The sequence below is a fragment of the Pseudomonas syringae CC1557 genome, from assembly GCF_000452705.1.
In the GTDB taxonomy this organism is placed as follows: Bacteria; Pseudomonadota; Gammaproteobacteria; order Pseudomonadales; family Pseudomonadaceae; genus Aquipseudomonas; species Aquipseudomonas syringae_F.
On record NZ_CP007014.1, the window covers coordinates 5,332,255 to 5,358,464 of the forward strand.

Sequence of the window (26,210 nt, forward strand, 5' to 3'; positions counted from 1 at the left end):
ACAAAAACAGCTTTCCGCTTCAAGGACGACCATGACTCAAGTTCCACCCCGGGAAACGCCTCGCGCTATCGCCATTCTCGCCAGCTTTCTCGCCTCTGAATCAGCGGGCGGCATCATACTGATGGCGGCGGCGCTGGCCGCGTTGATCGTCGCCAACTCACCACTTTCTGCCGGCTACTTCTCGATTCTGCACAGCGTCTGGCTGGGCCTGTCGGTCGAGCTTTGGATCAACGACGGGCTGATGGCGATCTTCTTCCTGATGGTCGGCCTGGAGATCAAACGCGAAGTGCTGGCCGGTGGCCTGGCAACCTGGGGTCAGCGTGCCCTGCCCGGCTTTGCCGCGGCAGGAGGGATGCTGGTGCCGGCGTTGATCTACATCGCAATCAACTGGGGTAACCCGCAGACGATCAGTGGCTGGGCAATCCCGGCAGCGACCGACATCGCGTTCGCCCTCGGGGTCCTGTCGCTGCTGGGCAATCGCGTGCCAACGTCGCTGAAAGTCTTTCTGGCCGCGCTGGCGATCCTCGACGATCTGGGGGCCGTGACCATCATCGCCTTCTTCTACAGCTCCGGCCTGAACCTGCCGATGCTCGCTGCCGCCTTCGTGACCCTCGCCGTGCTGATCGCGCTGAACCGTTTGAATGTGCGCCGTCTACTGCCCTACCTGTTGCTCGGCGCGCTGTTATGGTTCTTCGTCCTGCAATCCGGTGTCCACGCGACGCTGGCCGGTGTGGCGCTGGCGTTGTGCATCCCGCTGGGCAAGCCCGAAGAGGAAGCCCGCTCGCCGCTGCTGTTTCTCGAAGAAAAAATGCATTACTGGGTGGCCTTCGCGGTAGTGCCGATCTTCGGCTTTGCCAATGCGGGCGTGTCGCTGTCCGGCATTACCCTGGGCAACCTGGTCGATCCGGTGCCGCTGGGTGTGGCGCTGGGGCTGTTCGTCGGCAAGCAGATCGGCGTCTTCCTCGCCGCCGTTCTGGCGATTCGTGCCGGGCTGGCGACCTTGCCGGAAGGCAGTAACTGGGTGCAGCTGTACGGCGTGGCGATCCTGTGCGGCATCGGTTTCACGATGAGCCTGTTCATCGGCAACCTGGCATTTCCCGGCGCGCAACACCTGATCGATGAAGTCAAAGTCGGTGTGCTGATCGGCTCGGGCCTCGCCGCGATTGGCGGAATCGTGCTGCTGCGCAGCCGTTTCAGTCGGCCCTGAAAAAATATTTTCAAATCACTGCATCCAGATCGGTTCCTCGCGGGTAGTACAGTCAGCAGCCACTTCGAGTTGCTGAGCGCGGTCTAACTTTCTGGAGATTTCTGCATGAACGCAAAACGCTTGCTCTGCCTTGCTGGTACTACCCTGGCTTTCACTTGCCTGTCGTCCGTTGCCATGGCTCAGACCGACCTTCCCGAAAGCGTCCGTGTGCCGGCCGGTAACAAGGTCAGCATGCAGACCACCGGAGTGGGCGAGATCACCTACGAGTGCCGCGCCAAAGCCAGCATGCCCAACGAAATGGAATGGGCGTTCGTCGGCCCCAAAGCCGTGCTCAATGACAAGAGCGGCAAACAGGTCGGCACCTACTACGGCCCGCCTGCCACTTGGGAAGCCAAAGACGGCTCCAAGCTGACCGGCACTCAGGTTGCCGTGGCCCCTTCGAGCGCTGGCAACCTGCCTTATCAACTGGTCAAGGCCAACCCGGCTGAAGGCAAGGGCGCGATGACCGGCGTGACGTACATTCAGCGTGTAGCCCTGAAAGGCGGCGTGGCCCCGGCCAAAGCCTGCGCAGAAAGCAACAAGGGCGCCAAGGAAGTGGTCAAGTACCAGGCTGACTACCTGTTCTGGACCGCGAGCTGATCGCCACTATTAAGCAGGTGACCGCGCAAGCAGTGAGCTATGCTGCTGCGCGGGAGCCTCGTGATATCAGCGAGGCAGCAGTCTTCCATTGATGGCGGATCATCTTGTCTTCGCACGAATCTCTCTTTGATTACGAAGCTACGTTGCAGGCCTGCGCTCGCGGTGAGAAGCAGGCCCTGCAACGTCTTTATCAACAGGAAAGCGCGCGGTTGCTTGGCGTTGCCCAGCGCCTGGTGCGTGACAGCGCATTGGCCGAGGACATCGTGCACGACGCCTTCCTGAAGATCTGGACCCACGCGGCCAGCTTCGACGCCTCACGCGGCTCGGCACGTGGCTGGATCTTCAGCGTGACCCGGCACCTGGCGCTGAACACGTTGCGCAACACGGCCCGCGAAGTGCGTGTCGACGATGATGACAACGAAGATCACCACCCCCCGGCGACGCTGGAAGGCTGGCAGGAAGTCGGGGATGCCTTCGATTGGCGGGTCAATCCAGGACGGATTACTGCATGCATGGAGCAACTGGAACCGGTAAGACGAAACTGCGTTTTTCACGCTTACGTGGACGGCTATTCGCATCAGGAAATCGCGCAGAAAATCGGCGCGCCATTGGGTACGGTCAAAGCCTGGATCAAGCGCAGCCTGACGGCTTTGCGGGAGTGCATGGGATGAACCGGCCTTTAGACGACAACATTCATGAGCTGGCGGGCGAGTATGTACTCGGCACCCTGTCGGCGCAGGAACGGCTCGACGTTCAGCGTCGCCTGTCCCGCGAGCCCGACTTGCAGGCCGCCATCGACGCCTGGGAGCAGCGCCTGTTGCCCCTGACCGAATTGGCCGAACCGGTCACGCCATCGCCCGGCCTGTGGGAGCGCATCGAACGCAACCTGCTGGAGATGACCGCACCCGCTAAACCGGCACACCGGCAGCGCGTGCGCTGGTGGGACAATCTGTCGGTCTGGCGTGGGCTGGCCGGGGCCGGACTGGCCGCATCGCTGGTGCTGGGCATGACCTTGCTGACCCGCGCACCTGCGCAGCCTGCCTACCTGGTGGTGCTGGTCGGGCCGCAGGACAAGTCGCCGGGCTGGGTGGTGCAGGCCAGCAATTCGCAGGAACTGCAGCTCATTCCGCTGGGCGTGGTTGAAGTGCCGGCAGACAAGGCGCTGGAGTTCTGGACCAAGGGTGACGACTGGCAAGGTCCGGTTTCGCTCGGGCTGGTCAAACCGGGGCAAAGCCTCAATATCCCGCTGGACAAACTGCCACCGCTACAAGCCAATCAGTTGTTCGAGCTGACCCTGGAAAAATCCACCGGCTCGCCAATCGGCAAACCGACCGGCCCGATTCAGTTCATCGGGCGGGCGGTGAAAGTGATCTGACCCTCAGACCGATATCACTTTTTGGAGCAGTGGTCCTGCTGTAAAAGGTTGGCCTGAGTCAGGTTGCAATCTGCCGGTACGCTGCGCGTCAGCCAGACATTCCCGCCGATGGTCGAGCCCTTGCCAATGGTGATGCGGCCCAGAATGGTCGCTCCGGCATAGATCACCACGTCGTCTTCGACGATCGGATGCCGTGCATGACCCTTCTGCAACTGACCGTCCTCGTCCGAGGGGAAACGCTTGGCGCCAAGCGTCACGGCCTGATAGATACGCACTCGCTCACCGATGATCGCCGTTTCGCCAATCACCACGCCCGTCCCGTGGTCGATAAAGAAGCTCTTGCCGATCTGCGCGCCGGGGTGAATATCGATGCCGGTCGCCGAGTGGGCAATTTCCGAGCTGATGCGCGCCAGCAGCGGTAAACCGGCCCGATACAGGTGGTGCGCCAGACGATGATGGATCACCGCCAGAATGCCTGGGTAGCAGAGCAGCACTTCATCGACACTGCGCGCCGCCGGATCGCCGTGGTAGGCGGCCAGTACGTCGCTGTCCAGCAACAGACGAATGCCCGGCAATGCCGTGGCGAAATCCTGAATAAGCTCAAGCGCACGTGCGTCGATGCCCTTCAGGTCAACACCCTGCTGATGGGCCACATAGCGCAACTCAAGCCGGGCCTGGGCCAGCAGCGCGTTGAGCGCTACATCCAGGGTGTGGCCGACATAGAAGTCCTCGCTTTCTTCGCGCAGGTCGACCGGCCCCAGCCGCATCGGAAACAGCGCGCCGCTCAGGGCTTCGAGAATATCGCCCATTGCCGCACGCGATGGCAGCTCACGCCCGCCGTGTTCACCACTGACGCGCCGGTTGCGCGCCCGCCAGTCTTCCCGCGCAGCGCGCAACTGGCTGACGATCCGCTGCAACTGCCAATGGCTGGAACGGCCGTCGGCGGAGGCTTCTGGAATATCGCTCACGCTGATCTCTCCTTGATGCAAAGGGTGTCGACCGACATTGACGGCCGTTGATATCTTCACTCTACGGCAAACATTCAAGCGCAAAGAACAACAATTTATAGAGGAGCAGGCTGATCAGGTCATCAGCACAGAGAAGTTGCCGTGTAGGAAACGTCTGCCTATAGTCCGGTGACTCTTTACACGGCCTATTTATCACCATGATCAAACATCAGCTCGCTCGCTTCAATCGCCTGGACCTGATCAGTGCGCCGACGGCTCTGGAGAAACTCGAACGCCTGTCGGCCTGGGCAGACCGCGATATCTACATCAAGCGCGATGACACCACGACACTGGCGCTGGGCGGCAACAAGGTCCGCAAGCTTGAATACCTGGCCGCCGACGCGCTGGCCCAGGGTGCCGACACGCTGATTACTGCCGGTGCCATCCAGTCCAACCATGTGCGCCAGACTGCTGCGCTGGCTGCGCGGCTGGGCATGGGTTGCGTGGCGCTGCTGGAAAACCCCCTCGGCACCGAAGACCCCAACTACCTGCACAACGGCAACCGCCTGCTACTGGAACTGTTCGATGCCAAGGTAGAACTGGTCGAAAACCTCAACAACGCCGACGAACAACTGCACGCACTGGCTGCACGTCTGCGCTCCAGTGGCAAAAATCCTTATCTGGTACCGATTGGCGGCTCCAGCCCGATCGGCGCCTTGGGCTATGTGCGCGCCGGGCTGGAACTGGCCGAGCAGATCAAGCAGACAGGCATCGATTTCGCCGCCGTCGTTCTGGCGTCCGGCAGCGCTGGCACGCACAGCGGTCTGGCGTTGGCGCTGGCCCATGAGCTGCCGCAACTGCCGGTCATCGGCGTTACAGTGTCGCGCAGTGAAGAAGCCCAGTTACCCAAGGTGCAAGGCTTGGCCGAGCGCACCGCAGAGCTCCTGAACGTCGCGCTGCCGGAGAGCTTCAAAGTCGAGTTATGGGATGAATATTTCGCGCCACGCTACGGCGAGCCGAACGCCGGAACGCTGTCTGCGATAAAACTGGTGGCAAGCCATGAAGGTCTGTTGCTCGACCCGGTTTACACGGGCAAAGCCATGTCCGGCCTGCTGGATGGCATCGGGCGTCAACGCTTCAATGACGGGCCACTGATATTCCTGCACACCGGTGGCGCGCCAGCACTGTTTGCCTATCCGGATGCGTTCAATAATTAAACATTTCGTTATGCCAAAGTCGGGCAAAAGTTGCTTTTTTAGTTATTTTTCTTCATAAGCAGATGACGATATAGTCGCGCCCGGCAGCGTGCATCAATTGCCGTAACTGCTTGAAAAAAAAGCTGATCAATCAGCACCAAGTCGCTTCGGTCGGGTCAGAAATGATCAGACACCTCCATACCAACAGGGGCTCGCATGAACATTTCCGCTATTCGTCGCACGTTTCTCTTCTCGGCACTGGGCTTGATGCTCGGTTCCGGTATCGCTGGACAAGCCATGGCTGGCGAGCAACTGCAGAAAATCAAGGATAGCGGCACACTGAACGTGGGCCTTGAAGGCACTTATCCACCGTTCAGCTTCGTGGACGAAAGCGGCAAGCTCACCGGCTTTGAAGTCGAGCTCTCCGAAGCGCTGGCCAAGGAGCTGGGCGTGAAAGCCAAGGTGCAACCGTCCAAATGGGACGGCATTCTGGCTGCCCTGGACTCCAAACGACTCGACGTGGTGATCAACCAGGTCACGATCTCCGACGAGCGCAAGAAAAAGTATGACTTCTCCGAGCCCTACACCGTTTCCGGTATTCAGGCACTGACGCTGAAGAAAAACGCAGACACCATCAAAACCGCTCAGGACCTGACCGGCAAGAAGGTCGGCGTGGGTCTGGGCACCAACTACGAGCAATGGCTCAAGGCAAACGTACCGGGTGCGGTCGTAAAAACGTACGAAGATGATCCGACCAAAATTCAAGACCTGAGCGTAGGCCGTATCGACGCAATCCTCGTTGACCGACTGGCAGCCCTGGAAATCGCAGCCAAGACCAAAGGCAAGCTGGCGCCCGCTGGCGATGCGTTCTCCCGTCAAGAGTCAGGCATAGCCTTGCGCAAGGGCGAGCCAGAATTGCAGGCTGCGCTCAACAAGGCCCTCGACAAGCTGCGCGCCGATGGCACGCTGGAAAAGCTGTCGAAGAAGTACTTCAACGCTGACGTCACCAAATGATCGAAGAGAGCCTGCAGCTCGCGCTGGACTCTGCGCCCTTTCTGCTCAAGGGCGCGTATTACACGGTATTCCTCAGCCTGGGCGGTATGTTCTTCGGGTTGGTGCTGGGCTTCGGCCTGGCGCTGATGCGGCTGTCGCGTTTCAAGCCGGTGAACTGGCTGGCGCGGATCTACGTGTCGTTCTTTCGCGGCACGCCGTTGCTGGTGCAACTGTTCCTGATCTATTACGGCCTGCCGGAACTGGGCATCGAGCTTGATCCGCTCACCGCAGCACTGATCGGCTTTTCGCTGAACATGGCTGCTTACGCTTGCGAAATCCTGCGCGCCGCTATCGGTTCCATCGAGCGCGGCCAGTGGGAAGCGGCCGCCAGCATCGGTATGACCCGCTGGCAGACCATGCGCCGCGCGATTCTGCCTCAAGCAGCTCGCACCGCGTTGCCACCGCTGGGCAACAGCTTCATTTCGCTGGTCAAGGATACCGCGCTGGCAGCTACCATCCAGGTGCCCGAGCTGTTCCGCCAGGCGCAGTTGATCACCGCACGAACCTTCGAAATTTTCACCATGTACCTGGCCGCCGCACTGATCTACTGGATCCTTGCCACTGCGCTTTCGTACCTGCAAAACAGGCTCGAAGCGAGGGTCAACCGGCATGATCTGGAGTCCTGACGCATGATCGTGGTTGAAAAACTCACCAAGGAATTCAAAGGCAATCAGGTGCTCAAGGGCATCGATCTGCGCATCGAGGCCGGCGAAGTCGTCGCCATCATCGGCCCCAGTGGCTCGGGCAAGACCACCTTGTTGCGCTGCCTGAACCTGCTGGAAACGCCCACCAGCGGCAGGATCAAGGTGGGAGACATCGAGATTGACGGCACACGCTCAATCAATCAGCAGCAGGGCCTGATTCGTCAGTTGCGTCAGCAGGTCGGGTTCGTGTTTCAGAACTTCAACCTGTTTCCGCATCGCACTGCGCTGGAGAACGTGATCGAAGGCCCGCTGGTGGTCAAGAAAGTCGCTCGCGAAACCGCAGAGGCGCTGGGTCGGCAATTACTGGCCAAGGTCGGCCTGACCGGCAAGGAAGACGCCTACCCCCGTCGCCTTTCCGGCGGCCAGCAGCAGCGTGTAGCGATTGCCCGGGCGCTGGCGATGGAGCCGCAGGTCATTCTGTTCGACGAACCGACGTCAGCGCTGGACCCTGAGCTGGTCGGCGAAGTGTTGACCACCATCCGCGCACTGGCAGAAGAAAACCGCACCCTGGTGATTGTCACCCACGAGATGAGCTTTGCACGAGAGGTCGCCAACCGGGTGATCTTCATCGACAAGGGGGTGATCGTGGAGCAGGGCGAAGCCAAGGCACTGTTCGCCAACCCACAGGAAGAGCGGACCAGGCAGTTTCTGGAACGCACCCGGAACTGATCCCGTATTCCTCTTGCAAAAAGCAGCCCCGATTCATCGGTGCTGCTTTTTTCTTACCCATCAGAAGGATTGATCGCTCAGGATCCTTGCTGAATTCCCGCGAAACTTTCAGAAAACTCATCGACAGCATGGGCGTCATGGTGTCCGGATGACCCGTGCCCGGAAGTTGACCCACCTGCCGGAATGCAGCCTGCTCAGGTCTTTTCGCGATGAGCGAAGTCCCGTCACTCATGACGCTTTGCAGTAGGACAGCAGTTTGTCTGTCAGTAAACAGTTCTAAGCATAATGTGTAGGAAGTATCCGTTTTTTCAGTAAAACACCGTTAAGCCACCCCTCTATATTGACAAGCGTACGCAAAGCACATTAGCTCACTATAAGCACTCACTTTACACACCGCTGAAACTTCAAGATTAAAACTCTAACAGTTTGTAATGTTTGCCATGACTTGAACATCCAAGGCACTTGTCTCGCGGCCTGAATCGGGCTTTATTTTATTTAACATGGCAACTTATGACGATTCTTTACTTGAATTATCGATTATCAGGAGCACCTGAACATGAGCCACACAACCTGCAAAAACGCCCCCTCCGAACTGCTGCCCCCTTCCATACCGCAGGCCAGCCGGCACGGCATTGGCGTACGTAACGCATCCAACCTCATGGTCCATATAGAACCGTACCGCGATATGGACGAAGGCGATCTTATTGAACTCTTCTGGGACGGCTGTTACGTGGCGTCGAAAATATTAACGGTATCCGACATCAGCAACGCTATTGTCCTACGCGTGCCAGAAAGTTTTCTTCAAAATGGTAAAGCGCGAACTTACTACCGGATCATGAAAATTGGCGGAATACCTGTAACCTCGCCATGCCGCAAACTATGGGTCAAATTGAATGCACCTGGCGGCGGACTGGTCAGCGTCAATGCAGAAGAGAATCAGGGCCTGGCGCCGCTGCATGTAGCGCCTTCGGTAGTGCGTTGCGGATTGTCCCGAAGGCATCTGGATGGGGGTTTGCCAATGGCCATCGAGCCCTACCTGAACATGGCCGCCCATGACGAGATAACAGTGCGTTGGGGTGATGTGCGCATGGACCTGCCGCCACTGACTGCCGAAGACGTGGGTGAACCTGTCGATCTGGTCATACCTCCGGCGCTGATCGTGGAAGGCGGTGGCGAGCAGCAACTGGAAGTGACTTACTGCATTATCGATCGGGTCGGAAACAACTCACTGTGGGCGCCCCCACGGGAAATAAGAATCCAGCCGCTGGGCGACGCGAGCCTCTGAATACATCAGCCACGTAAAACCAGACGCTGAATCGGCGGAGGGTGAATGCCGTCTATGCTTATTCCAAAAAGCACGTTTGAAAAACGTTGATACACGCTTAGGGTATATATACCGGACCACCGGACATCGTGATTTTCCCAGCCGCATTCACTGCGGTCTATTTCTACGAGGTTCCGATGGTCCCTTTCACAACCACCCCTGTGGATAAGCCCAGGGCTGCATCGATTGCCGGTGAGCGACGCGAGTCTGATCCAGCGAACGTAAAGGCCCACACCGTCACGGCTTCACAAGAGCCAGACGTTGCTCCCCGACTGTTACCGGCCACGGTGTTGCAAAACGATGCCGAGGCCATTGCAGCCGCTCATCAACTGGCGGCAGCAGCGCGGTCCAACGCCGCCAACCGTGATCAGCAACGTGCATTGCCATGGGCTGAAATCGAACTGTTTACCCGTAGCGGTCTGGGCAGCATTTCCATCCCGCGTGCCTATGGCGGCCCCCAGGTGTCATTCGTCACGGTGGCAGATGTCTTCAGGATCATCTCCGCGGCCGACCCGGCGCTGGGTCAGATCCCGCAAAACCAGTTCGGCATTCTGCACCTGTTGCAAAGCAGTGCCACCGAGCAGCAGAAACGAACATTGTTCCAGAGCGTGCTGGACGGCTGGCGGATCGGCAATGCCGGACCTGAACGCGGCACCAAAAACACCCTGGAACTCAAGGCGCGAATCACCACCGACGGCGACCGCCTGATCATCAACGGCCAGAAGTTTTACTCCACCGGCGCACTGTTTGCGCACTGGGTTGCGGTCAAGGCGCTGGATGACCAGGGCCGGCAGATCATGGCCTTCGTCAAACGCGGCACTCCAGGGCTGCGCATTGTCGACGACTGGTCAGGCTTCGGGCAGCGCACCACCGCGAGCGGCACCGTATTGCTCGACAACGTGCCGGTGGACGCCGGTCACGTGGTGGACAACTGGCGCCTGGCGCTGACGCCGAACATTCAGGGCGCTGTGTCGCAACTGATTCAGGCGGCGATTGATGCGGGTATTGCACGCGGCGCCATCGATGATGCGATTGCCTTCGTTCGCGAGAAGTCCCGGCCGTGGATCGATGCCAACGTCGAGCGCGCCAGCGACGACCTGTACGTGATCGCCGACATCGGCAAGCTGAAGCTCGAACTGCACGCCGCCGAAGCCCTGTTGCGAAAAGCGGGTCAGGAACTGGACGAGATAAACGCAACGCCCATCGATGAACAATCGGCAGCCCGCGCATCAATCGCTGTGGCGCGCGCCAAGGTGTTGACCACTGAAATATCCCTGCTGGCCAGCGAAAAGCTCTTCGAACTGGCAGGCAGCCGCGCCACCCTGGCCGAGTTCAACCTCGACCGCCACTGGCGTAACGCCCGCGTTCACACCTTGCATGACCCGGTGCGCTGGAAATACCACGCGGTCGGCACGTGGCATTTGAACGGCACCCTGCCCGCTCGCCATTCCTGGATCTGAACCAGACCACTGGAGCACACTTTTCATGAGTTTTAACCCACACGCACGCGACCACGCTGCGCTGATTAGCAGTGATGCTCAGGCCCTGCACGTGGCGAGCGAGCTGGCGCGGCACTTCAAGACCGAAAGCGCCCTGCGCGACCGCGAGCGCCGCCTGCCTCATGCCGAACTCGACCTGTTCAGCGAATCCGGTTTATGGGGCATTAGCGTCCCGAAAGCCTTTGGCGGCGCAGGTGTTTCAAACGTGACGCTGGCCAGGGTTATCCAGCTGATTTCCGAAGCCGACGGCTCGCTGGGACAAATTCCGCAAAACCATTTTTACGCCCTTGAAGTGCTGCGCGTGAACGGCAGCCCGCAGCAGCAGGCGCGGCTGTATGCCGAAGCGCTCGCTGGTCGGCGCTTCGGTAACGCGCTGGCTGAACTGGGGACCAAAACCGCGCACGACCGCACCACTCGCCTGACACGGGACGGTGACGGCTATCGCATCAACGGCCGCAAGTTCTATGCGACCGGCGCGCTGTACGCACAGCGCATCCCCACGTCGGTGATTGACGACGCTGGCGTGCAGCAACTGGTGTTCGTGCAGCACGACAGCGAAGGGCTGAAGGTTATCGATGACTGGAGCGGCTTTGGCCAGCGCACCACTGGCAGCGGCTCGGTGGTCTTCGACAACGTATACGTCGGCGCCAACGACGTAGTGCCGTTTCAGAGTGCCTTCGAACGCCCGACCACTGTGGGCCCGTTGGCGCAGATTCTCCATGCGGCCATCGACACCGGGATTGCCCGCGCAGCGTTTGAGGACGCTCTGATCTTCGTCCGCACCCGCACCCGGCCATGGATCGATTCAGGCATCGAGAAAGCCGTTGATGACCCGCTGACGCTGCACAGCTTCGGCAGGCTCGGTATTCGCCTGCACGCTGCCGAAGCGCTGCTGGAACGCGCCGGTGAGTTTCTCGACGTCGCTCAGGCCGACAGCAGCGCCGATAATGTGGCTGCGGCCTCCATCGCCGTCGCCGAAGCCCGCGCCATCAGTACAGAAATCTCTCTGGCGGCGGGCAGCACGCTGTTCGAACTGGCGGGTAGCCAGGCCACCCTCGCCGAACACGGGCTGGATCGTCACTGGCGCAACGCTCGCGTGCACACACTGCACGACCCGGTACGCTGGAAGTTTCACGCCATCGGCAATTACTACCTGAATGACACCCGTCCTCCGTTGCGGGGGACAATCTGATGGCGCGCAAAAAGATCCTGCTCAATGCGTTCAACATGAACTGCATCGGCCATATCAATCATGGTCTGTGGACCCACCCGCGTGACACCTCGACGCAATTCAACAGCCTGGAATACTGGACTGACCTGGCGAAACTGCTGGAACGCGGGCTGTTCGACGGCCTGTTCATTGCCGACATCGTGGGCGTGTATGACGTCTATCAGAACTCGGTGGACGTCACGCTCAAGGAGGCCATCCAGTTACCGGTCAATGATCCGCTGCTGCTGGTTTCCGCCATGGCCGGTGTGACCCGGCACCTGGGGTTCGGTCTGACCGCCAACCTGACCTACGACGCGCCTTATCTGTTTGCCCGGCGCATGTCGACGCTCGACCATCTCAGCCGTGGCCGGGTGGGCTGGAACATTGTTACCGGTTATCTGGACAGCGCGGCACGGGCCATGGGCCTGAGTGAGCAGAACGAACACGACCGCCGTTACGATCAGGCCGATGAGTACCTGGAAGTACTGTACAAACTCTGGGAAGGCAGCTGGGAAGACGGCGCGGTCATTAACGACCGCGAACAGCGTATCTATGCCCAGCCTGGCAAGGTCCACAAGGTCCGGCACAAGGGCGAGTTCTATCAGGTCGAGGGCTATCACCTGTGCGAACCGTCGCCACAGCGCACGCCAGTGCTGTTTCAGGCTGGCAGCTCTGAGCGCGGCCTGCAGTTTGCCGGGCAGAACGCTGAGTGTGTGTTTATAAGCGGTCAGAACAAGACAGCAACCCGCGAGCAGGTGGACAAGGTTCGCGCCAGCGCAGTGCAGGCCGGGCGCAAATCGGATGACATCAAGGTCTTCATGGGCCTCAACGTAATTGTCGCGGCCACTGAAGCGCTGGCTCGCGAGAAGCACGCTGAATACCGCCGTTACGCCAGCGCCGAAGCGGGCGTGGCGCATTTCGCGGCGTCGACCGGCATAGATTTCGCCGACTACGAGCTGGACGAGCCCATTCAGTACGTGAAGAGCAACGCCATTCAATCGGCGACCAAAAACCTGAAAAACAACGACTGGACACGCCAGAAACTGCTTGATCAGCACGCACTCGGCGGCCGCTACATCACGCTGATAGGCTCCCCTGAACAGATCGCCGACGAGCTGGAATCGTGGATCGAGGAAACCGGTCTGGACGGCTTCAACCTGACCCGCATCGTGACACCGGAAAGTTACGAAGACTTTATCGATCTGGTGATACCGGAGCTGCAACGCCGCGGCTCATACAAGACCGCTTACGAAGACGGCACCTTGCGCAAAAAGCTGTTCCCGGAGGGCACGGATCGTTTGCCAGAACGGCATGCGGGGGCCGCTTTCAGAGCCTGACGCTCAGGCACCGCAGAATCAAGAGCGGACGCAGAGCGTCCAGAACGGCATTACCACGCAGAGCGTGGGAACGAGAATCAAAGGACCGCATCATGAGCAAAACCCTCGCTGCACTGGCCCTCGGCCTGTTGACCCTGGCCGCTCACGCCGCCGATGCGCCCTTGAAAGTCGGCACCACAGCAGCCTTCGCCATACCGCTTGAAGCTGCTGTCGAAGAAGCCGGCAAACAGGGCCTGAAGGTGGAGCTGGTCGAGTTTACCGACTGGATCGCGCCCAACGTCAGCCTTGCTGCGGGCGACATCGACGTGAACTACTTTCAGCACATTCCATTCCTGACCAACGCCAACGAGGCCGCCGGTTTCGGGCTGGTGCCTTACGCGCCAGGCATCATCAACAACGTCGGGCTGTACTCGAAAAAGTACAAAAGCTTCGACGAGCTACCGAGCGGAGCCACTGTGGCTATCGCCAATGACCCGATCAACAGCGGGCGCGGTCTGCAACTGCTGGCCAAGGCCGGGCTAATTACCCTAAAACCGGGCGTCGGCTACAAGGCCACCGAAGAAGACATCACCGCCAACCCGAAGAAACTCAAACTCATTCAGGTCGAAGCCGTGCAACTGGTGCGCGCTTATGAGGATGCCGATCTGGTGCAGGGCTACCCTGCCTACATCCGCCTGGCGAAGACCTTCCCTGCCGACTCGGCGATTCTGTTCGACGGCATGGATCACCCGGAGTACGTGATTCAGTTCGTGATCAAGCCTGATCACAAGGACGATCCACGCCTGGCCAAATTCGTCGACATCTACCAGCATTCGCCAGTAGTCCGCGCAGCGCTGGACAAGGTCAATGGCAAGCTCTACCAGGTGGGGTGGAAAGAATGACCGCCACCGCGCAACGGCACATTGATATCGCTGGCGCAGGTCAGTTGGCGCAACAGGCCGAGCTGCACCCGGAGTTGAACCGTGCCCATGTGCGCTTCATCAATCTGGGCAAGACCTACCATGGCAAGCAGGGCCCCGTTGAAGCCCTGAGCGGTATCGACATGGTCGTTCAGCGAGGCGAAATCTTCGGCATCATTGGCCGCAGTGGCGCGGGCAAATCCTCGCTGATTCGCACCATCAACCGCCTGGAACACCCCAGCAGCGGCCGGGTGCTGATCGATCAGGTGGACATCGGTGAGTTCAATGAAGACAAGCTGGTGGAGCTGCGCCGACGCATCGGCATGATCTTTCAGCACTTTAACCTGATGTCGGCGAAGACCGTCTGGCAGAACGTCGAGCTGCCGCTCAAGGTGGCTGGCGTGCCCAGGGAGCAGCGTGCGCGCAAGGTCGCACAGTTGCTGGAACTGGTGGGTTTACAGGACAAGCACAAAGCGTATCCGGCGCAATTGTCCGGCGGGCAGAAACAGCGTGTCGGCATCGCCCGCGCACTGGTTCACGACCCGGCGATTCTGCTGTGTGATGAGGCGACCTCAGCGCTGGACCCGGAGACTACTCAGTCTATCCTCGGGCTGCTGCGCGAGATCAATCAGCGCCTAGGCCTGACCATCGTGTTGATCACTCACGAAATGGCGGTCATCCGTGACATCTGCCACCGCGTGGTGGTGCTGGAGCAAGGCCGGGTCGTCGAGCAAGGGCCGGTCTGGCAAGTGTTCGGCGACCCGCAGCACGAGGTCAGCAAAACCTTGCTTGCGCCACTGCAACCCGGGCTGCCGAAAGAATGGGCCGAGCGTCTGAGCGATCAGCCTGAGCGACCGGATGCGGCTATTTTGCTGGATGTGCATTTCACCGGTGTGAGCAGCGAAGGGCCGGATCTGGCTGCGCTGTTTGCAGCGCTTGGCGGCAAGGTGCAATTGCTGCAGGGCGGTGTCGAGCGGATTCAGGAACGGGCCATCGGGCATTTGATTCTGTCGATTGCAGGCTCGCCACACAGTCGTGACGAGCTGCTGGCTCGCGCTCGCACCCTGGCACCACGCTTAGAGGTAGTGGGTTATGTGGTTTGATCGCTTGTTGCAAGGCACCCTCGACACCTTTCTGATGGTCGGTGTTTCGTCATTGATCGCACTGCTGCTGGGTATTCCGCTGGCAGTGATTCTGGTCACCAGCTCCAAAGGCGGCATCTACGAGGCAGCGGGGATCAATCGGGTGCTGGGCGCCTTTGTGAACCTGTTCCGCTCCATCCCGTTTCTGATCCTGATGGTGGCGCTGATTCCGTTCACCCGGATGATCGTCGGCACCACGTATGGCGTGTGGGCCGCCGTCGTACCGCTGACCATCGCCGCCACGCCGTTCTTTGCGCGAATCGCCGAAGTCAGCCTGCGTGAGGTCGATCACGGGCTGGTCGAAGCCGCGCAGGCGATGGGCTGTCGGCGCTGGCACATCATCTGGCATGTGCTGCTGCCGGAAGCGCGGCCGGGCATTGTCGGCGGCTTCACGATCACGCTGGTGACCATGATCAACTCATCGGCCATGGCTGGTGCGATTGGTGCAGGCGGGCTGGGCGACATTGCCTATCGCTATGGCTATCAGCGCTTCGACACGCAGGTGATGCTGACCGTGATCGTGTTACTGGTGGCGGTCGTGGCGCTGGTGCAGCTGGGCGGTGATCGACTGGCGCGCAGTTTCGACAGACGCTGAGCAGCCGAAGCGGTCCGAGGGTATATTGGCGGTCTTCCTTTACCGGACCGCCTTTGATGAAACTCGACCCTCAGACCCTTGCGCAGATCACCTCCGCCACCCTCGGCAATTACAACAGCGTGGCCGAAGATTTTCGCGAAGGCACCCGCGACCACGACGTCAGCCAGAACATCGACGCGCTGCTGCGTCATATCGAAGGACCGGCGCCGTGGCAGATTCTGGATTTCGGCTGCGGGCCGGGGCGCGACCTGAAAACGTTTACCGCGCTGGGCCATGTGGCGGTCGGGCTCGACGGCTCCGAACGTTTTGCCGAGATGGCCCGTGCTGAAACCGGCTGCGAAGTCTTTCAGCAAAACTTCCTTGAGCTCGATCTGCCGCAAGGCCGCTTTGATGGCATCTTCGCCAACGCCGTACTGTTTCACATCCCGAAACAAGAGCTGCCACGCGTGCTGCGCCAGTTGCACGCCGCGCTTAAACCGGGCGGCGTGCTGTTCAGCTCCAACCCGCGTGGTGAGAATCAGGAAGGCTGGAACGGCGAGCGTTACGGCGCTTATCACGACCTGCAAGCCTGGCGCGAATTACTGACCGAAGCCGGCTTTGTCGAACTGGAGCACTACTATCGTCCCGCAGGATTGCCAAGGGACCAGCAGCCGTGGCTGGCGAGTGTCTGGCGGGTCATACACCGACCTGACTGATGATTATCGTGCCAATGCGCTGCGTTGGCATGCCGTTCAGGACGCTCTGCGTCCCTTTTGCGACGCAGAGCGTCGAGAAATGCATCCCCACGCGGAGCGTGGGGACGATAATCAAAAGCGGAGCTTGGGGACGATAATCAATGCGCAGGCTGCGCGTTTTCATCCTCGTTCTTGTCTTCGGCTTCCTGACGCTGTTCGTCGGTCGGTTCCTTGATGCGATACCAGGCCACATACAGCGCGGGCAAGAACAGCAAGGTCAGCAGCGTGGCGATGATGATGCCGCCGATCATGGCGTAGGCCATCGGCCCCCAGAACACTTCACGGGCGATTGGAATCATGCCCAGGCTGGCCGCTGCCGCCGTCAATAGAATCGGACGACGGCGATGCTCGGTGGCTTCGACCACGGCGTCCCAAGGCAGATAACCACTGCGCTCATAAGCATCGATCTGGGTCACCAGAATCACCGAGTTGCGGATAATGATGCCGATCAGTGCCAGTACGCCGAGAATCGCCACAAACCCCAGTGGTGTTCCGGTCGGAATCAGCGCCAGCACCACGCCAATCAACCCCAGCGGCGCAACGCTGGCCACCAGAAACATCTTCTGCACGCTGTGCAACTGAATCATCAGGAACGTCGCCATGAGGAACAGCATCAGCGGTGCAACGCTGGCAATCGGCCCCTGCGCCTTGCTGCTTTCTTCGACCGTACCGCCGGTTGCAACCTTGTAGCCGACCGGCAGGCCTGCGGCAAACTTGTCGATTTCCGGTTGCAGCTGCTTGACCAGATCAGTCGGCTGAATCGCGTCGCGGACGGCGCCTTTAACGGTGATGGTCGGCTTGCGATCGCGGCGCCAGACCAATGGCTGCTCCAGCTCGTAACCGACGGTAGCGAACGCCAGTAGCGGAATCGACGTACCGGTCGGAGTGACGATTTGCAGGTTCTGCAGGGTTTCCGGTGTGCCGCGCTCAGCGTCCTCGGCACGCCCGACCACGTTGATCAGATAGATATCATCACGCACCTGAGTCACGGTAGAGCCGCTGACCACGCTGTTCATCAGCTTGGCGACGTCCTCGGACGACAGCCCCAGCTGCCTGGCCTTGTCCTGATTGATGTCGATGCGCAGGACCTTGCCCGGCTCGTTCCAGTCGTAGATCACTTCGCCCACATGCGGGTTGTGATCGAGCAGCGTGGCCAGTTCGATGGCGTGCTGGCGCACCTTGTCGATGTTCTCGCCGCTGACGCGATACTGCAACGGACGACCCACCGGCGGGCCCATTTCCAGCGCCTGCACATACGACCCGATGCCGACGAAGTCATCACGCAGGCGTTTCTGCAGTCTGGCAGTCAATGCACCCCGTTCTTCCAGGCCTTTGCTGACGATGACCAACTGAGCGTAGAACGGATTTTCCAGCTGCTGATCGAGTGGCAGGTAGAAACGCAACGCGCCCTGGCCGATGTAGGTGCTCCAGCGCTCAATGTCCGGATCGTCCTTGAGGCTCGCTTCAAAACGATCCACCACTTTGCGCGTTTCATTGATCGAAGCGTTCTGCGGCAGGTTCAGGTCGACCAGAATTTCCGGACGGTCCGAGGACGGGAAGAACTGGTTCTGCACAAACTGCATGCAGAACAGCGACGCGGCGAACAACCCTACCGTGATGGCAATCGCCAGCCAGCGATTACGCATGGCCCAGAGCATGCTGCCGTTGAATGCCCGGCCTACGCGGCCCGGTTCTTCGGATTTCGGCTTGATGTTGGCGCTCAGAATATGCACGCCGATCACCGGCGCAAACAAAACGGCAACCACCCACGACACCAGCATCGCCACGGCAATCACGGCGAACAGCGTGAATGTGTACTCCCCCGCCGAGCTGTTGTTCAAACCTATCGGCACAAAGCCGGCCACTGTCACCAGCGTACCGGTGAGCATCGGGAATGCTGTCGAGGTGTAGGCGTACGTCGCGGCCTGCTCTTTGGTTTCCCCCATTTCAAGCCGCGTGACCATCATTTCCACGGTAATCATGGCGTCATCCACCAGCAGGCCGAGGGCAATGATCAGCGCGCCGAGGGAAATCCGTTGCATGGTGATGCCGCTGTATTCCATGAACACAAACACCATCGCCAGCACCAGCGGAATCGAACACGCGACCACCAGCCCTGCGCGAAACCCGAGGCTGACGAAGCTGACCAACAGCACAATAATCACCGCCTCGAACAACGCGCTGGTGAAGCCGCCCACGGCTTTGTTCACCACCTCGGCCTGATCCGAGACCTTGTGCACGCCAATGCCGACTGGCAGCTCCGCCGTCGTAGCGTCCATACGCTCATGCAGCGCCTTGCCGAACGACTGGATATTGCCGCCCTTCTGCATCGCGATGGCCAGGCCGATCGCCGGTTTGCCATCGAAGCGGAACAGCGGCTTGGGCGGATCGGTGTAGCCACGGGTTATGTCAGCAATATCGCTCAGACGGTAAAAACGGTCATTGATGCGCAGATTGACTGCAGCCAGATCCTTCTCGGAGGCGAACTGGCCGGAGGTACGTACCGAGATCCGCTCCGGCCCGGCTTCGATCACCCCGGCAGGCGTCACCGCGTTTTGCGATTGCAGGCTTTGCACCACCTGGCTCTGATCGATGCCCAATGCCGCGAGTTTGCGTGTCGAGAAGTTCAGGTACACCACTTCGTCCTGCTGACCGATCATCTCGACCTTGCCCAGGCCGGGCACTTCGCGGATGTCGGCGCGAACCTTCTCGACGTAGTCACGCAACTGACGCATCGAGAAACCGTCTGCGGTAAACGCATAGATCGAGCCGTACACATCGCCGAACTCGTCGTTGAACGACGGACCTTGCAGCCCCTGCGGAAACTGGCCACGGATGTCATCGACCTTCTTGCGCACCTGGTACCAGATTTCCGGTATCGCCTTGGCGCTGGTGGTGTCACGCAGGTACACAAAGACCGTGGACTCGCCCGGGCGGGTATAGCTCTTCACGTAGTCCAGCGAGTCCAGCTCTTCGAGCTTTTTCTCGATGCGGTCGGTGACCTGTTCCAGAGTCTCGTCCACCGTCGCGCCCGGCCAGCGGGTCTGGATGATCATGGTCTTGATGGTGAAGGACGGGTCTTCTTCGCGCCCCAGCTTCATGTAGGAGAACACGCCCATCAACAGGGCAACGAACATCAGGTACCAGACAAACGACTGATGCTTGATGGCCCACTCGGACAGATTGAAATTCCCTTTCATCGCGGGCTTTCCTCATCGACTTTGACTTTCTGGCCCGGCTTGAGGCTGTTGACGCCCGCGCGCACCACTTTCTCACCCGCTTTGACGCCGTCCGCCAGCAAAAAGCTGTTGCTGTCACGACTGGTAATATTCACGGTTCGGGGGCTGACCGTCTGGCTTTGCGAGTCGACGATCCATATCTGGTGTTTGCCATCGACTTCCTGCAAGGCACTGATCGGTAGACGCATGCGCGGCGTAATAGTCGAGCTGAGTGTCACACTGATGGCCGTGCCCAGCCGGAACGCCGATGGCGTTTGCGCCAGCGACAGACGCGCCCGGCGAGTACGCGTGGTGCGGTCGGCCTGAGGTTCGATTTCGCGGATGGTCGCGGTCGTGTTCACTTGCGGGTTCAACTGGCTGGCAACGGTGAAACGCACGTCGGCGGGCAGCTGCTCAGCGAGGGCGGCGGGCAGATCGATCACCGCTTCCTTGATGTCGGGACGCGCCAGGGTCACGACTTCCTGCCCGGCTGTCACCACTTGCCCGGCTTCGACTTTCCATTCGGTCACCACGGCATCGTTATCGCTGCGCAGCTCGCTGTAGCTCAATTGATCACGCGCCTGCTGAGCGGCAGCCTTGGCCTGCTCCTGCGACGAGCTGGCGGTCTTCAGATCGGTCAGTGCAATGTCCAGTTGCGCCTGGGCACCGACGCCGCGATCGAACAGCTCCTGCTGGCGGCGGGCATTGGCCTGGGCATTGATCAACTGCGCCTGAACATTGGCCAGGTCGCCCTGCCGGGCACGCACGGTGTTCTGCTGATCGGTCGGATCGAGGGTTGCGAGCAAATCGCCTTTCTTGACTTCAGCGCCTACGTCAACGTCGCGGCGGGCGATGCGCCCTGCCACCCGAAAGCCCAGCACACTTTGATAACGCGCCTGAATATTGCCGGCAAAACGCCCGAAATCCTGATTCGACTCGGGTCGGGCTTCGACGAAGACGACCGGGCGCACCGGTTCGGGAGGTGTTTCATCCTTGCCGCAGCCACTCAATAGAAAGCCGCTCAACAGAAGGCCGCCCAGCGGCAGGCATGACAGACGCTTCATGGCTGCACCTGCGCGTTCTGAGGTTGCGGTTGCTCGGCAATTTCGACCTGCATGTCCGGGTGTAACAACTGTCCGCCTGCCACCACGACTTTCTCTCCACCTTTGAGCCCGTCGCCGATGATGACTTTGGCGGTCAGGTAACGGGTGACAGTGACCTTGCGCAGATTGACCTTGCCCTGCTCGTCCACCACCCACACCGCAGGCTTACCCAACTGCTCGCCCAGGTCCTTGGTCAGTGCCGCCCACGGCAGCTCTACACTGGCGTTGGCCGGTGCGCTCAGCGCCACACTGACCACCGAACCCAGGTCCATGCCTTCAGGCAGCGGGTCCAGGGCAATCTTGACCTGCAAGGTGCCGGTTTGCGCCGACACCGCCGGGGTGACTTCGCGCACTTTGCCGTTGACCTTGATAGTCGGGTTATCGAGCAATGTGACCTGCACTGCCTGATCGGTGGGCGGCTTGACGAACAGCGACTCGTAAACATTGAACACGGCATCGCGATCACCGTCGCGCGCCAGATCAAAAATCGGCATGGTGGCCTGCACCACTTGCCCGACCTCAGCCTGACGCGCGGTGATAACACCCGGTGCGTCAGCGACCAGTGCGGTATAACCCAGCTGTTCACGGGCATTGGCCAATTGCGCTTGCGCTGCCTTCAATGAACTTTCGCTGCCGCGCAAGGCGGCCTGTGCAGAGTCATATTCGCTGCGACTGGTATAACCTTTGGGCAGCAGCTTTTGCTGACGAACGAACGCAGCGCGGGACTGGCTCACGCGGGCCTGTTCGGCAGCCACAGCGGCCGCAGCCGAGTCGACATTGATCTGCAGATCCTTGGGATCGAGCCGGGCCAGCACTTGCCGTGCAGTCACCCGGTCACCTACATCTACATTGCGCTGAATGATCTTGCCATTGACCCGAAATGAAAGACGGGTCTGCACGCGTGCCTGAACATCGCCGGTCAGGGCAACGCTGGCAGCAAAGTCGGCGCTTTTTACCGTTTGAACATAGACCCGAGGCAGCTCGGGCTCAGCCGGTTTTTCCTCGCCACAGCCCGCCAGCGCCAACAAGGCAGCGGCCAGACCGAACGTAACCAGTCTTGAAATACGAACGGGCATGCAGACTCCTTGTGCGGCTGCCGGGTACGGGCGTGATCAGGGCGAGAGAATAGCGCGACTATGCGACTGTGTGCGAGAGGGAGGGTTCATTGGGGCGTTCATAACGCATTCATGAATACCCGGATGCGAGTTTGCCGTCGTACACCTATGACCAGCCTGAGCATGAGCCTGGACGAGCGAGGGGATACCCGGTTTCTCAGGATCGGACGCAGAGCGTCCAGACATGCGTACCCACGCGGAGCATGGGTACGATGAAGATCCTGAGATCCCCTGTTGTTCCTCATGCTCTGCGCAGGAATGCCCTTAGTAAGGCTCCGCGTCACCTTCACACTGAAAGGATCAACTGCCCTCGGTGCCCTGCGCTTCCTCGAAGAAATAATCCTTCCAGCTCGCGGCCTTGTTTTTCAGCACGCCCAGTTCATGCAGTTTTTCGGCGTAGATGAAGGTGCGCTGCGGGGTGATGGTGAAATCGATTTCCGGGTCGGAGACGATTTTCTCTACCAGCGGCAACGGCAGTTTCGATTGCTCGACGCGAATGTAGGTCTGCGCGGCAGCCGGTTTGTCGGCCTTGATAATCTTCTCGGCTTCGGCCAGTGCGTCGTAGAACGCCTTGTAGGTCTTGGGGTTTTCGTCGTGGAATTTCTCGGTGGTGTAGAGCACGTTGAACGTCGCCTGGCCACCCAATACGTCATAGGAACTGAGCACTTTGTGCACGTTGGGGTTTTCCAGCGCCTGGTACTGAAACGGCGGGCTGGAGAAGTGCGAGTTGATTTCCGAGCCGCCGGCCAACAATGCAGCGGTCGCATCCGGGTGCGCGAGGCTGACTGAGATGTTGTCGAATTTTTTGTAGTTGTCATTACCGAACACTTTGGCAGTCTCGATCTGCAAGGTGCGCGACTGGAAACCGACACCGGCAGCAGGCACGGCGATGCGGTCCTTGTCGGTGAAGTCCTTGAGGGTTTTCACATTGGGATTATTGGTCAGCAAATAGTTGGGCATCGAGCCCAGCGAAGCGATGGCCTTGACGTTCTGCTTACCCTTGGTGCGGTCCCAGACGGTCAGCATCGGCGGCACGCCTGCTGACACCACGTCCAGCGCACCGGCCAGCAGCGCCTCGTTCATCGCAGTGGCGCCGGAGATGCTGTTCCAGTCGACCTTGATGTCCAGACCCTGCTCCTTGCCGTGCTTCTCGATCAGTTTCTGATCACGTACCACGTCGAGAATCAGATAACCGATGCCGAATTGCTGGGCGATGCTGATCTTGCCTTCAGCCTGAGCGCCGCCGCTGAGCAGCGCACCAAACAGGCCAAGTGTCGCGGCCAGTACAGTTAACGCCGGACGATGAAGTGAAGTTGTCATGGGGCTCTCATCCTGATGATTCAAAAGAAGACGGTATTTCAACGCTGCATGCCCCAGCGCTTGACGGTCAGGCGCTCGATGTTGGCGAACAGCAGGTTCTCGACCAGCAGGCCGATGAGGATCACCGCTGCCAGGCCTGCGAAAACCTTGTCGGTGTACAGCTCGTTACGATTCTGGAAGATGTACCAGCCCAGACCGCCCTTGCCGGACGATGCGCCAAACACCAGCTCGGCGGCGATAAGCGTCCGCCAGGCAAAGGCCCAGCCGATTTTAAGACCGGCGAGGATCGATGGCAGCGCAGCGGGAATCAGAATGTGCCAGACGAAGCGCAGGCCTTTGAGGCCATAGTTGCGGCCCGCCATGCGCTGGGTTTCCGAGACCCCCAGAAAGCCCGCGTAGGTATTGAGCGCCAGCGCCCAGAGCACCGAGTGCACCAGCACGAAGATCAGACTGTTCTGCCCAAGCCCGAACCACAAAAGCGCCAGCGGCAACAAGGCAATGGCCGGCAGCGGGTTGAACATGGCCGTCAAGGTGCCGAGCAGGTCGCGGCCCAGTTGGGTGGACACGGCCAGCGTGGTCAGGGCGAACGCCAGCACGATGCCGATCAGGTAGCCCTGAATCAGCACAGTCAGGGAAATCCACACCTTGCCCGGCAACTCACCGGAAATCAGCCCGTCATAAAAAGCCGCGGTCGTTTGCAAAAAGCTCGGCAACAGCAAGTCATTGTTCTGCAGACGTGCGGCCAGTTCCCAGATCACCGCCAGGGCGATCATGATCACGCTTTTGCGCACCCAGCTCAGTTGCCAGATGCGCTGCGCCAGCGGCAGCTCGCGGGTCAGATCTTCCTGAGTGAAAGGCTCCAGCGTGACTTCGTATTCTTCGCGAGCGGGAGGTGCGAGGCTCATGATTCGGGTTTCCCGGTAATCGTGTAGACAGGACGCGGAGCGTCCTGAACGGCATTACCACGCGGAGCGTCCTGAACAGCATTACCACGCGGTCAAAAACGTGTACTAGTGCGACCAGTCAATACGCGATCCGGATGTCCTGAAAATTCAGATCCTGCTCGACCGCTCCGGCCTCGCCTTCGTCGAATAACAGGCGATGAATGCGCTGCGCGGTTTGCTGAAAGCCGACGCCGCCGAGGCTTTTCAGGTCGTATTGATGGCTGTTGATTTCGGCCCTTACACGCCCTGGATGCGGCGACAGCAGCAAAATGCGATTGCCCACCACCAGCGCTTCCTCGATGGAATGCGTGACGAACAGCAGCGTGAAGCGCACCTCTTCCCACAGCTCCAGCAGTTCTTCCTGCATCTTGCGGCGGGTCAGCGCATCCAGCGCGGCGAACGGCTCATCCATCAGCAGGATTTTCGGCTGCATGGCGAGCGCTCTGGCAATCGCCACGCGGGCTTTCATGCCACCAGACAAGGTGTGCGGGTAGGCATCGGCAAACGCGCTGAGGCCAACCTTTTCCAGGTAATAACGTGCGCGCTCCAGCGCTTCGGGACGCTTCAACGTGCGTGACGCCAGCAGCGGAAACATGACGTTCTCGATCACGGTTTTCCACGGCGGCAACTGATCGAACTCCTGAAACACCACGATGCGGTCCGGGCCTGGTTCGGTGACCTGATTACCCGCCAGACGAATCTCGCCCTCACTGGGCTGGATGAATCCGGCAACCGCTTTCAGCAACGTCGACTTGCCGCAGCCGGACGGGCCGAGCAGCACAAAACGATCAGACGGATCGACCTCGAAACTGACCTGATGCGTGGCCCGCACCACACGTTCCGGCGTGCGGTATTCAAGGCTGACGCCACGCACGTGCAGCAAGGCTTCAGGGGTGGGCTGAACAGCCGGTAGCGGTTGGGCGTTCGTGCTGGCCGTGTGGCCTTGCGCGACAGCATTCATGGACGACTCTCCTGAATCAAAATGGCGCGGTGCCTTGAATGGTCGTGCGATGCAGTTTGCGTCGCAGATGGGCCGGGCAGCCGGCGGCCAGGTGGATCAGGGAGCGGTTGTCCCAGAACACCATATCGTTGGCTTGCCATTGGTGCCGGTAGATGTGCTCGGGCTTCACGCTGTGGGCATACAGCTCGTTGAGTATCTGGCGACTTTCATCTTCCGGCAGACCGAGAATGCGCGTGGTGAAACCCTCGCTGACAAACAGCGCCTTGCGACCTGTTTCAGGATGGGTGCGCACAATCGGGTGACTGACTTCGACCACTTGTGCGAGCTGTTCCGCAGTCAGGGTCGGGCGCCAGTTGGCGGCGTTATGGCCTTCGGCGTAGCGCGCGGTATAGCTGTGAACCGCAGAGCGCCCTTCCACCGCATCACGCAGGTGTTGTGGCAATGTATCCCACGCCTTATGCATGTCGGCGAACAGCGTATCGCCGCCTTCACTCGGCAACTCCTGGGCGTACAACATCGAGCCCAGGCTCGGCAGCTCCTTGTAAGACAGGTCCGAATGCCAGTATTTACCGGCATCGCCCAGGCCCACGGGCTTATCGTTTTCGACGATATTGGAAACGATCAGGATTTCCGGGTGGTCCGCCAACAGAAACTGCTTGAGCACATGGATCTGCAAGACTCCGAAACGGCGACTGAAATCGACCTGCTGTTGCGGGGTGATGTGCTGATCACGAAACACCACAACGTGGTGGTCCAGATGCGCCTGATGCACGCGGGCAAAATCGGTATCGTTCAGCGGCCTGGACAGATCCAGCCCAACGATTTCAGCGCCCACCTTGTCGGTGAATGGACGCACATCAAAGGATTGCGAAGCGATGTGAGTGGACGATGAAGCGAGGGAGGCTGCTGGCATGAGAACTCCGACTCCAGAACAGGCAAGACTGAAAGACAGAACTGTATAGGTATAAGAAACAGAATTTAAATACCGTTGGGGAATATCGATAGCGCGGAATATTTCA

The 26,210-nt window shown here is 59.9% G+C and carries 24 protein-coding genes; 16 read left to right on the forward strand and 8 right to left on the reverse strand.

Features of this window, described 5'->3' with window-relative positions; genetic code table 11:
• Positions 1-31: 31 nt before the first annotated feature.
• The 4 genes from nhaA to N018_RS23480 all read left to right on the forward strand — a co-directional run bounded on the left by nhaA (position 32) and on the right by N018_RS23480 (position 3,221).
• On the forward strand, positions 32-1,207 hold the full coding sequence (nhaA, locus tag N018_RS23465) for a Na+/H+ antiporter NhaA (protein WP_025390873.1): 1,176 nt from the start codon (positions 32-34) through the stop codon (positions 1,205-1,207).
• 105 nt (positions 1,208-1,312) lie between these two features.
• The gene (locus N018_RS23470) at positions 1,313-1,846 is read left to right on the forward strand and encodes a DUF3455 domain-containing protein (protein WP_025390874.1); all 534 of its coding nucleotides are present in this window, start codon (positions 1,313-1,315) and stop codon (positions 1,844-1,846) included.
• A gap of 104 nt (positions 1,847-1,950) precedes the next feature.
• Positions 1,951-2,517 carry a sigma-70 family RNA polymerase sigma factor gene (locus N018_RS23475; protein WP_025390875.1) on the forward strand — a complete coding sequence of 189 codons (567 nt, stop codon included), beginning with the start codon at positions 1,951-1,953 and terminating at the stop codon, positions 2,515-2,517.
• Positions 2,514-3,221, forward strand: coding sequence for an anti-sigma factor (locus N018_RS23480; protein WP_024675468.1), 708 nt, complete (start codon positions 2,514-2,516; stop codon positions 3,219-3,221). The genes N018_RS23475 and N018_RS23480 overlap by 4 nt, the downstream gene beginning before the upstream one ends.
• A 14-nt stretch (positions 3,222-3,235) precedes the next feature.
• Here N018_RS23480 and epsC read toward each other — a convergent pair whose 3' ends face one another.
• Positions 3,236-4,189: a serine O-acetyltransferase EpsC gene (epsC, locus tag N018_RS23485; protein ID WP_025390876.1), complete on the reverse strand. Its 954-nt coding sequence runs from the start codon at positions 4,187-4,189 to the stop codon at positions 3,236-3,238.
• 197 nt (positions 4,190-4,386) lie between these two features.
• Here epsC and N018_RS23490 point away from each other — a divergent pair, with 197 nt between their 5' ends.
• From N018_RS23490 to N018_RS23545, 12 genes are all read left to right on the forward strand, one after another.
• The gene (locus N018_RS23490) at positions 4,387-5,385 is read left to right on the forward strand and encodes a D-cysteine desulfhydrase (protein WP_025390877.1); all 999 of its coding nucleotides are present in this window, start codon (positions 4,387-4,389) and stop codon (positions 5,383-5,385) included.
• Between the two features lie 195 nt (positions 5,386-5,580).
• The gene (tcyJ, locus tag N018_RS23495; RefSeq protein WP_025390878.1) at positions 5,581-6,378 is read left to right on the forward strand and encodes a cystine ABC transporter substrate-binding protein; all 798 of its coding nucleotides are present in this window, start codon (positions 5,581-5,583) and stop codon (positions 6,376-6,378) included.
• The gene (gene tcyL / locus N018_RS23500) at positions 6,375-7,043 is read left to right on the forward strand and encodes a cystine ABC transporter permease (protein ID WP_024644992.1); all 669 of its coding nucleotides are present in this window, start codon (positions 6,375-6,377) and stop codon (positions 7,041-7,043) included. Before tcyJ ends, tcyL begins: the two co-directional genes overlap by 4 nt.
• Positions 7,044-7,046: 3 nt before the next feature.
• Entirely contained in the window at positions 7,047-7,790 is a 744-nt protein-coding gene (gene tcyN, locus N018_RS23505; protein WP_025390879.1) for an L-cystine ABC transporter ATP-binding protein TcyN, read from the forward strand.
• A 556-nt stretch (positions 7,791-8,346) separates the two neighbouring features.
• Complete coding sequence (locus N018_RS23510; RefSeq protein ID WP_025390880.1) at positions 8,347-9,075, forward strand: hypothetical protein; 729 nt, start codon at positions 8,347-8,349, stop codon at positions 9,073-9,075.
• A gap of 176 nt (positions 9,076-9,251) precedes the next feature.
• Positions 9,252-10,574: an SfnB family sulfur acquisition oxidoreductase gene (locus tag N018_RS23515; RefSeq protein ID WP_080274961.1), complete on the forward strand. Its 1,323-nt coding sequence runs from the start codon at positions 9,252-9,254 to the stop codon at positions 10,572-10,574.
• A 25-nt stretch (positions 10,575-10,599) separates the two neighbouring features.
• Complete coding sequence (locus N018_RS23520; RefSeq protein WP_025390882.1) at positions 10,600-11,805, forward strand: SfnB family sulfur acquisition oxidoreductase; 1,206 nt, start codon at positions 10,600-10,602, stop codon at positions 11,803-11,805.
• Entirely contained in the window at positions 11,805-13,160 is a 1,356-nt protein-coding gene (locus N018_RS23525; protein ID WP_025390883.1) for an LLM class flavin-dependent oxidoreductase, read from the forward strand. Before N018_RS23520 ends, N018_RS23525 begins: the two co-directional genes overlap by 1 nt.
• A 92-nt stretch (positions 13,161-13,252) precedes the next feature.
• On the forward strand, positions 13,253-14,041 hold the full coding sequence (locus N018_RS23530) for a MetQ/NlpA family ABC transporter substrate-binding protein (protein ID WP_025390884.1): 789 nt from the start codon (positions 13,253-13,255) through the stop codon (positions 14,039-14,041).
• On the forward strand, positions 14,038-15,162 hold the full coding sequence (locus N018_RS23535; protein WP_025390885.1) for a methionine ABC transporter ATP-binding protein: 1,125 nt from the start codon (positions 14,038-14,040) through the stop codon (positions 15,160-15,162). Before N018_RS23530 ends, N018_RS23535 begins: the two co-directional genes overlap by 4 nt.
• A complete protein-coding gene (locus tag N018_RS23540; RefSeq protein ID WP_024644984.1) occupies positions 15,152-15,796 on the forward strand; it encodes a methionine ABC transporter permease in 645 nt (214 codons plus the stop codon). Before N018_RS23535 ends, N018_RS23540 begins: the two co-directional genes overlap by 11 nt.
• A gap of 56 nt (positions 15,797-15,852) precedes the next feature.
• The gene (locus N018_RS23545; RefSeq protein WP_025390886.1) at positions 15,853-16,491 is read left to right on the forward strand and encodes a class I SAM-dependent methyltransferase; all 639 of its coding nucleotides are present in this window, start codon (positions 15,853-15,855) and stop codon (positions 16,489-16,491) included.
• Positions 16,492-16,628: 137 nt separating this feature from the next.
• Here the strand turns inward: N018_RS23545 and N018_RS23550 are convergent, their stop codons facing one another.
• The 7 genes from N018_RS23550 to N018_RS23580 all read right to left on the reverse strand — a co-directional run bounded on the left by N018_RS23550 (position 16,629) and on the right by N018_RS23580 (position 26,104).
• Positions 16,629-19,730, reverse strand: coding sequence for an efflux RND transporter permease subunit (locus tag N018_RS23550; protein WP_025390887.1), 3,102 nt, complete (start codon positions 19,728-19,730; stop codon positions 16,629-16,631).
• Positions 19,727-20,812, reverse strand: a complete 1,086-nt coding sequence (locus N018_RS23555; RefSeq protein ID WP_025390888.1) for an efflux RND transporter periplasmic adaptor subunit — start codon at positions 20,810-20,812, stop codon at positions 19,727-19,729. The genes N018_RS23550 and N018_RS23555 overlap by 4 nt, the downstream gene beginning before the upstream one ends.
• On the reverse strand, positions 20,809-21,927 hold the full coding sequence (locus tag N018_RS23560; RefSeq protein WP_025390889.1) for an efflux RND transporter periplasmic adaptor subunit: 1,119 nt from the start codon (positions 21,925-21,927) through the stop codon (positions 20,809-20,811). Before N018_RS23560 ends, N018_RS23555 begins: the two co-directional genes overlap by 4 nt.
• 339 nt (positions 21,928-22,266) lie before the next feature.
• Positions 22,267-23,286 (reverse strand): ABC transporter substrate-binding protein, encoded by a 1,020-nt coding sequence (locus N018_RS23565; RefSeq protein ID WP_024643613.1) that lies wholly within the window; start codon positions 23,284-23,286, stop codon positions 22,267-22,269.
• 38 nt (positions 23,287-23,324) lie between these two features.
• Positions 23,325-24,191, reverse strand: coding sequence for an ABC transporter permease (locus N018_RS23570; protein WP_024643612.1), 867 nt, complete (start codon positions 24,189-24,191; stop codon positions 23,325-23,327).
• A 118-nt stretch (positions 24,192-24,309) separates the two neighbouring features.
• Entirely contained in the window at positions 24,310-25,191 is an 882-nt protein-coding gene (locus tag N018_RS23575; RefSeq protein ID WP_025390890.1) for an ABC transporter ATP-binding protein, read from the reverse strand.
• 16 nt (positions 25,192-25,207) lie between these two features.
• Positions 25,208-26,104 (reverse strand): TauD/TfdA dioxygenase family protein, encoded by an 897-nt coding sequence (locus N018_RS23580; RefSeq protein WP_024643610.1) that lies wholly within the window; start codon positions 26,102-26,104, stop codon positions 25,208-25,210.
• Positions 26,105-26,210: the final 106 nt, after the last annotated feature.

Coding starts and splice junctions, on each gene's coding strand:
- N018_RS23535 (WP_025390885.1), top strand. CDS start 14,038: ATGACCGCCACCGCGCAACGGCACATTGATATCGCTGGCGCAGGTCAG.
- N018_RS23565 (WP_024643613.1), bottom strand. CDS start 23,286: ATGACAACTTCACTTCATCGTCCGGCGTTAACTGTACTGGCCGCGACA.
- N018_RS23510 (WP_025390880.1), top strand. CDS start 8,347: ATGAGCCACACAACCTGCAAAAACGCCCCCTCCGAACTGCTGCCCCCT.
- N018_RS23555 (WP_025390888.1), bottom strand. CDS start 20,812: ATGAAGCGTCTGTCATGCCTGCCGCTGGGCGGCCTTCTGTTGAGCGGC.
- N018_RS23540 (WP_024644984.1), top strand. CDS start 15,152: ATGTGGTTTGATCGCTTGTTGCAAGGCACCCTCGACACCTTTCTGATG.
- N018_RS23575 (WP_025390890.1), bottom strand. CDS start 25,191: ATGAATGCTGTCGCGCAAGGCCACACGGCCAGCACGAACGCCCAACCG.
- N018_RS23530 (WP_025390884.1), top strand. CDS start 13,253: ATGAGCAAAACCCTCGCTGCACTGGCCCTCGGCCTGTTGACCCTGGCC.
- nhaA (WP_025390873.1), top strand. CDS start 32: ATGACTCAAGTTCCACCCCGGGAAACGCCTCGCGCTATCGCCATTCTC.
- tcyN (WP_025390879.1), top strand. CDS start 7,047: ATGATCGTGGTTGAAAAACTCACCAAGGAATTCAAAGGCAATCAGGTG.
- N018_RS23550 (WP_025390887.1), bottom strand. CDS start 19,730: ATGAAAGGGAATTTCAATCTGTCCGAGTGGGCCATCAAGCATCAGTCG.
- N018_RS23515 (WP_080274961.1), top strand. CDS start 9,252: ATGGTCCCTTTCACAACCACCCCTGTGGATAAGCCCAGGGCTGCATCG.
- N018_RS23570 (WP_024643612.1), bottom strand. CDS start 24,191: ATGAGCCTCGCACCTCCCGCTCGCGAAGAATACGAAGTCACGCTGGAG.
- N018_RS23545 (WP_025390886.1), top strand. CDS start 15,853: ATGAAACTCGACCCTCAGACCCTTGCGCAGATCACCTCCGCCACCCTC.
- tcyL (WP_024644992.1), top strand. CDS start 6,375: ATGATCGAAGAGAGCCTGCAGCTCGCGCTGGACTCTGCGCCCTTTCTG.
- N018_RS23490 (WP_025390877.1), top strand. CDS start 4,387: ATGATCAAACATCAGCTCGCTCGCTTCAATCGCCTGGACCTGATCAGT.
- N018_RS23470 (WP_025390874.1), top strand. CDS start 1,313: ATGAACGCAAAACGCTTGCTCTGCCTTGCTGGTACTACCCTGGCTTTC.
- N018_RS23480 (WP_024675468.1), top strand. CDS start 2,514: ATGAACCGGCCTTTAGACGACAACATTCATGAGCTGGCGGGCGAGTAT.
- N018_RS23580 (WP_024643610.1), bottom strand. CDS start 26,104: ATGCCAGCAGCCTCCCTCGCTTCATCGTCCACTCACATCGCTTCGCAA.
- tcyJ (WP_025390878.1), top strand. CDS start 5,581: ATGAACATTTCCGCTATTCGTCGCACGTTTCTCTTCTCGGCACTGGGC.
- N018_RS23520 (WP_025390882.1), top strand. CDS start 10,600: ATGAGTTTTAACCCACACGCACGCGACCACGCTGCGCTGATTAGCAGT.
- N018_RS23525 (WP_025390883.1), top strand. CDS start 11,805: ATGGCGCGCAAAAAGATCCTGCTCAATGCGTTCAACATGAACTGCATC.
- N018_RS23560 (WP_025390889.1), bottom strand. CDS start 21,927: ATGCCCGTTCGTATTTCAAGACTGGTTACGTTCGGTCTGGCCGCTGCC.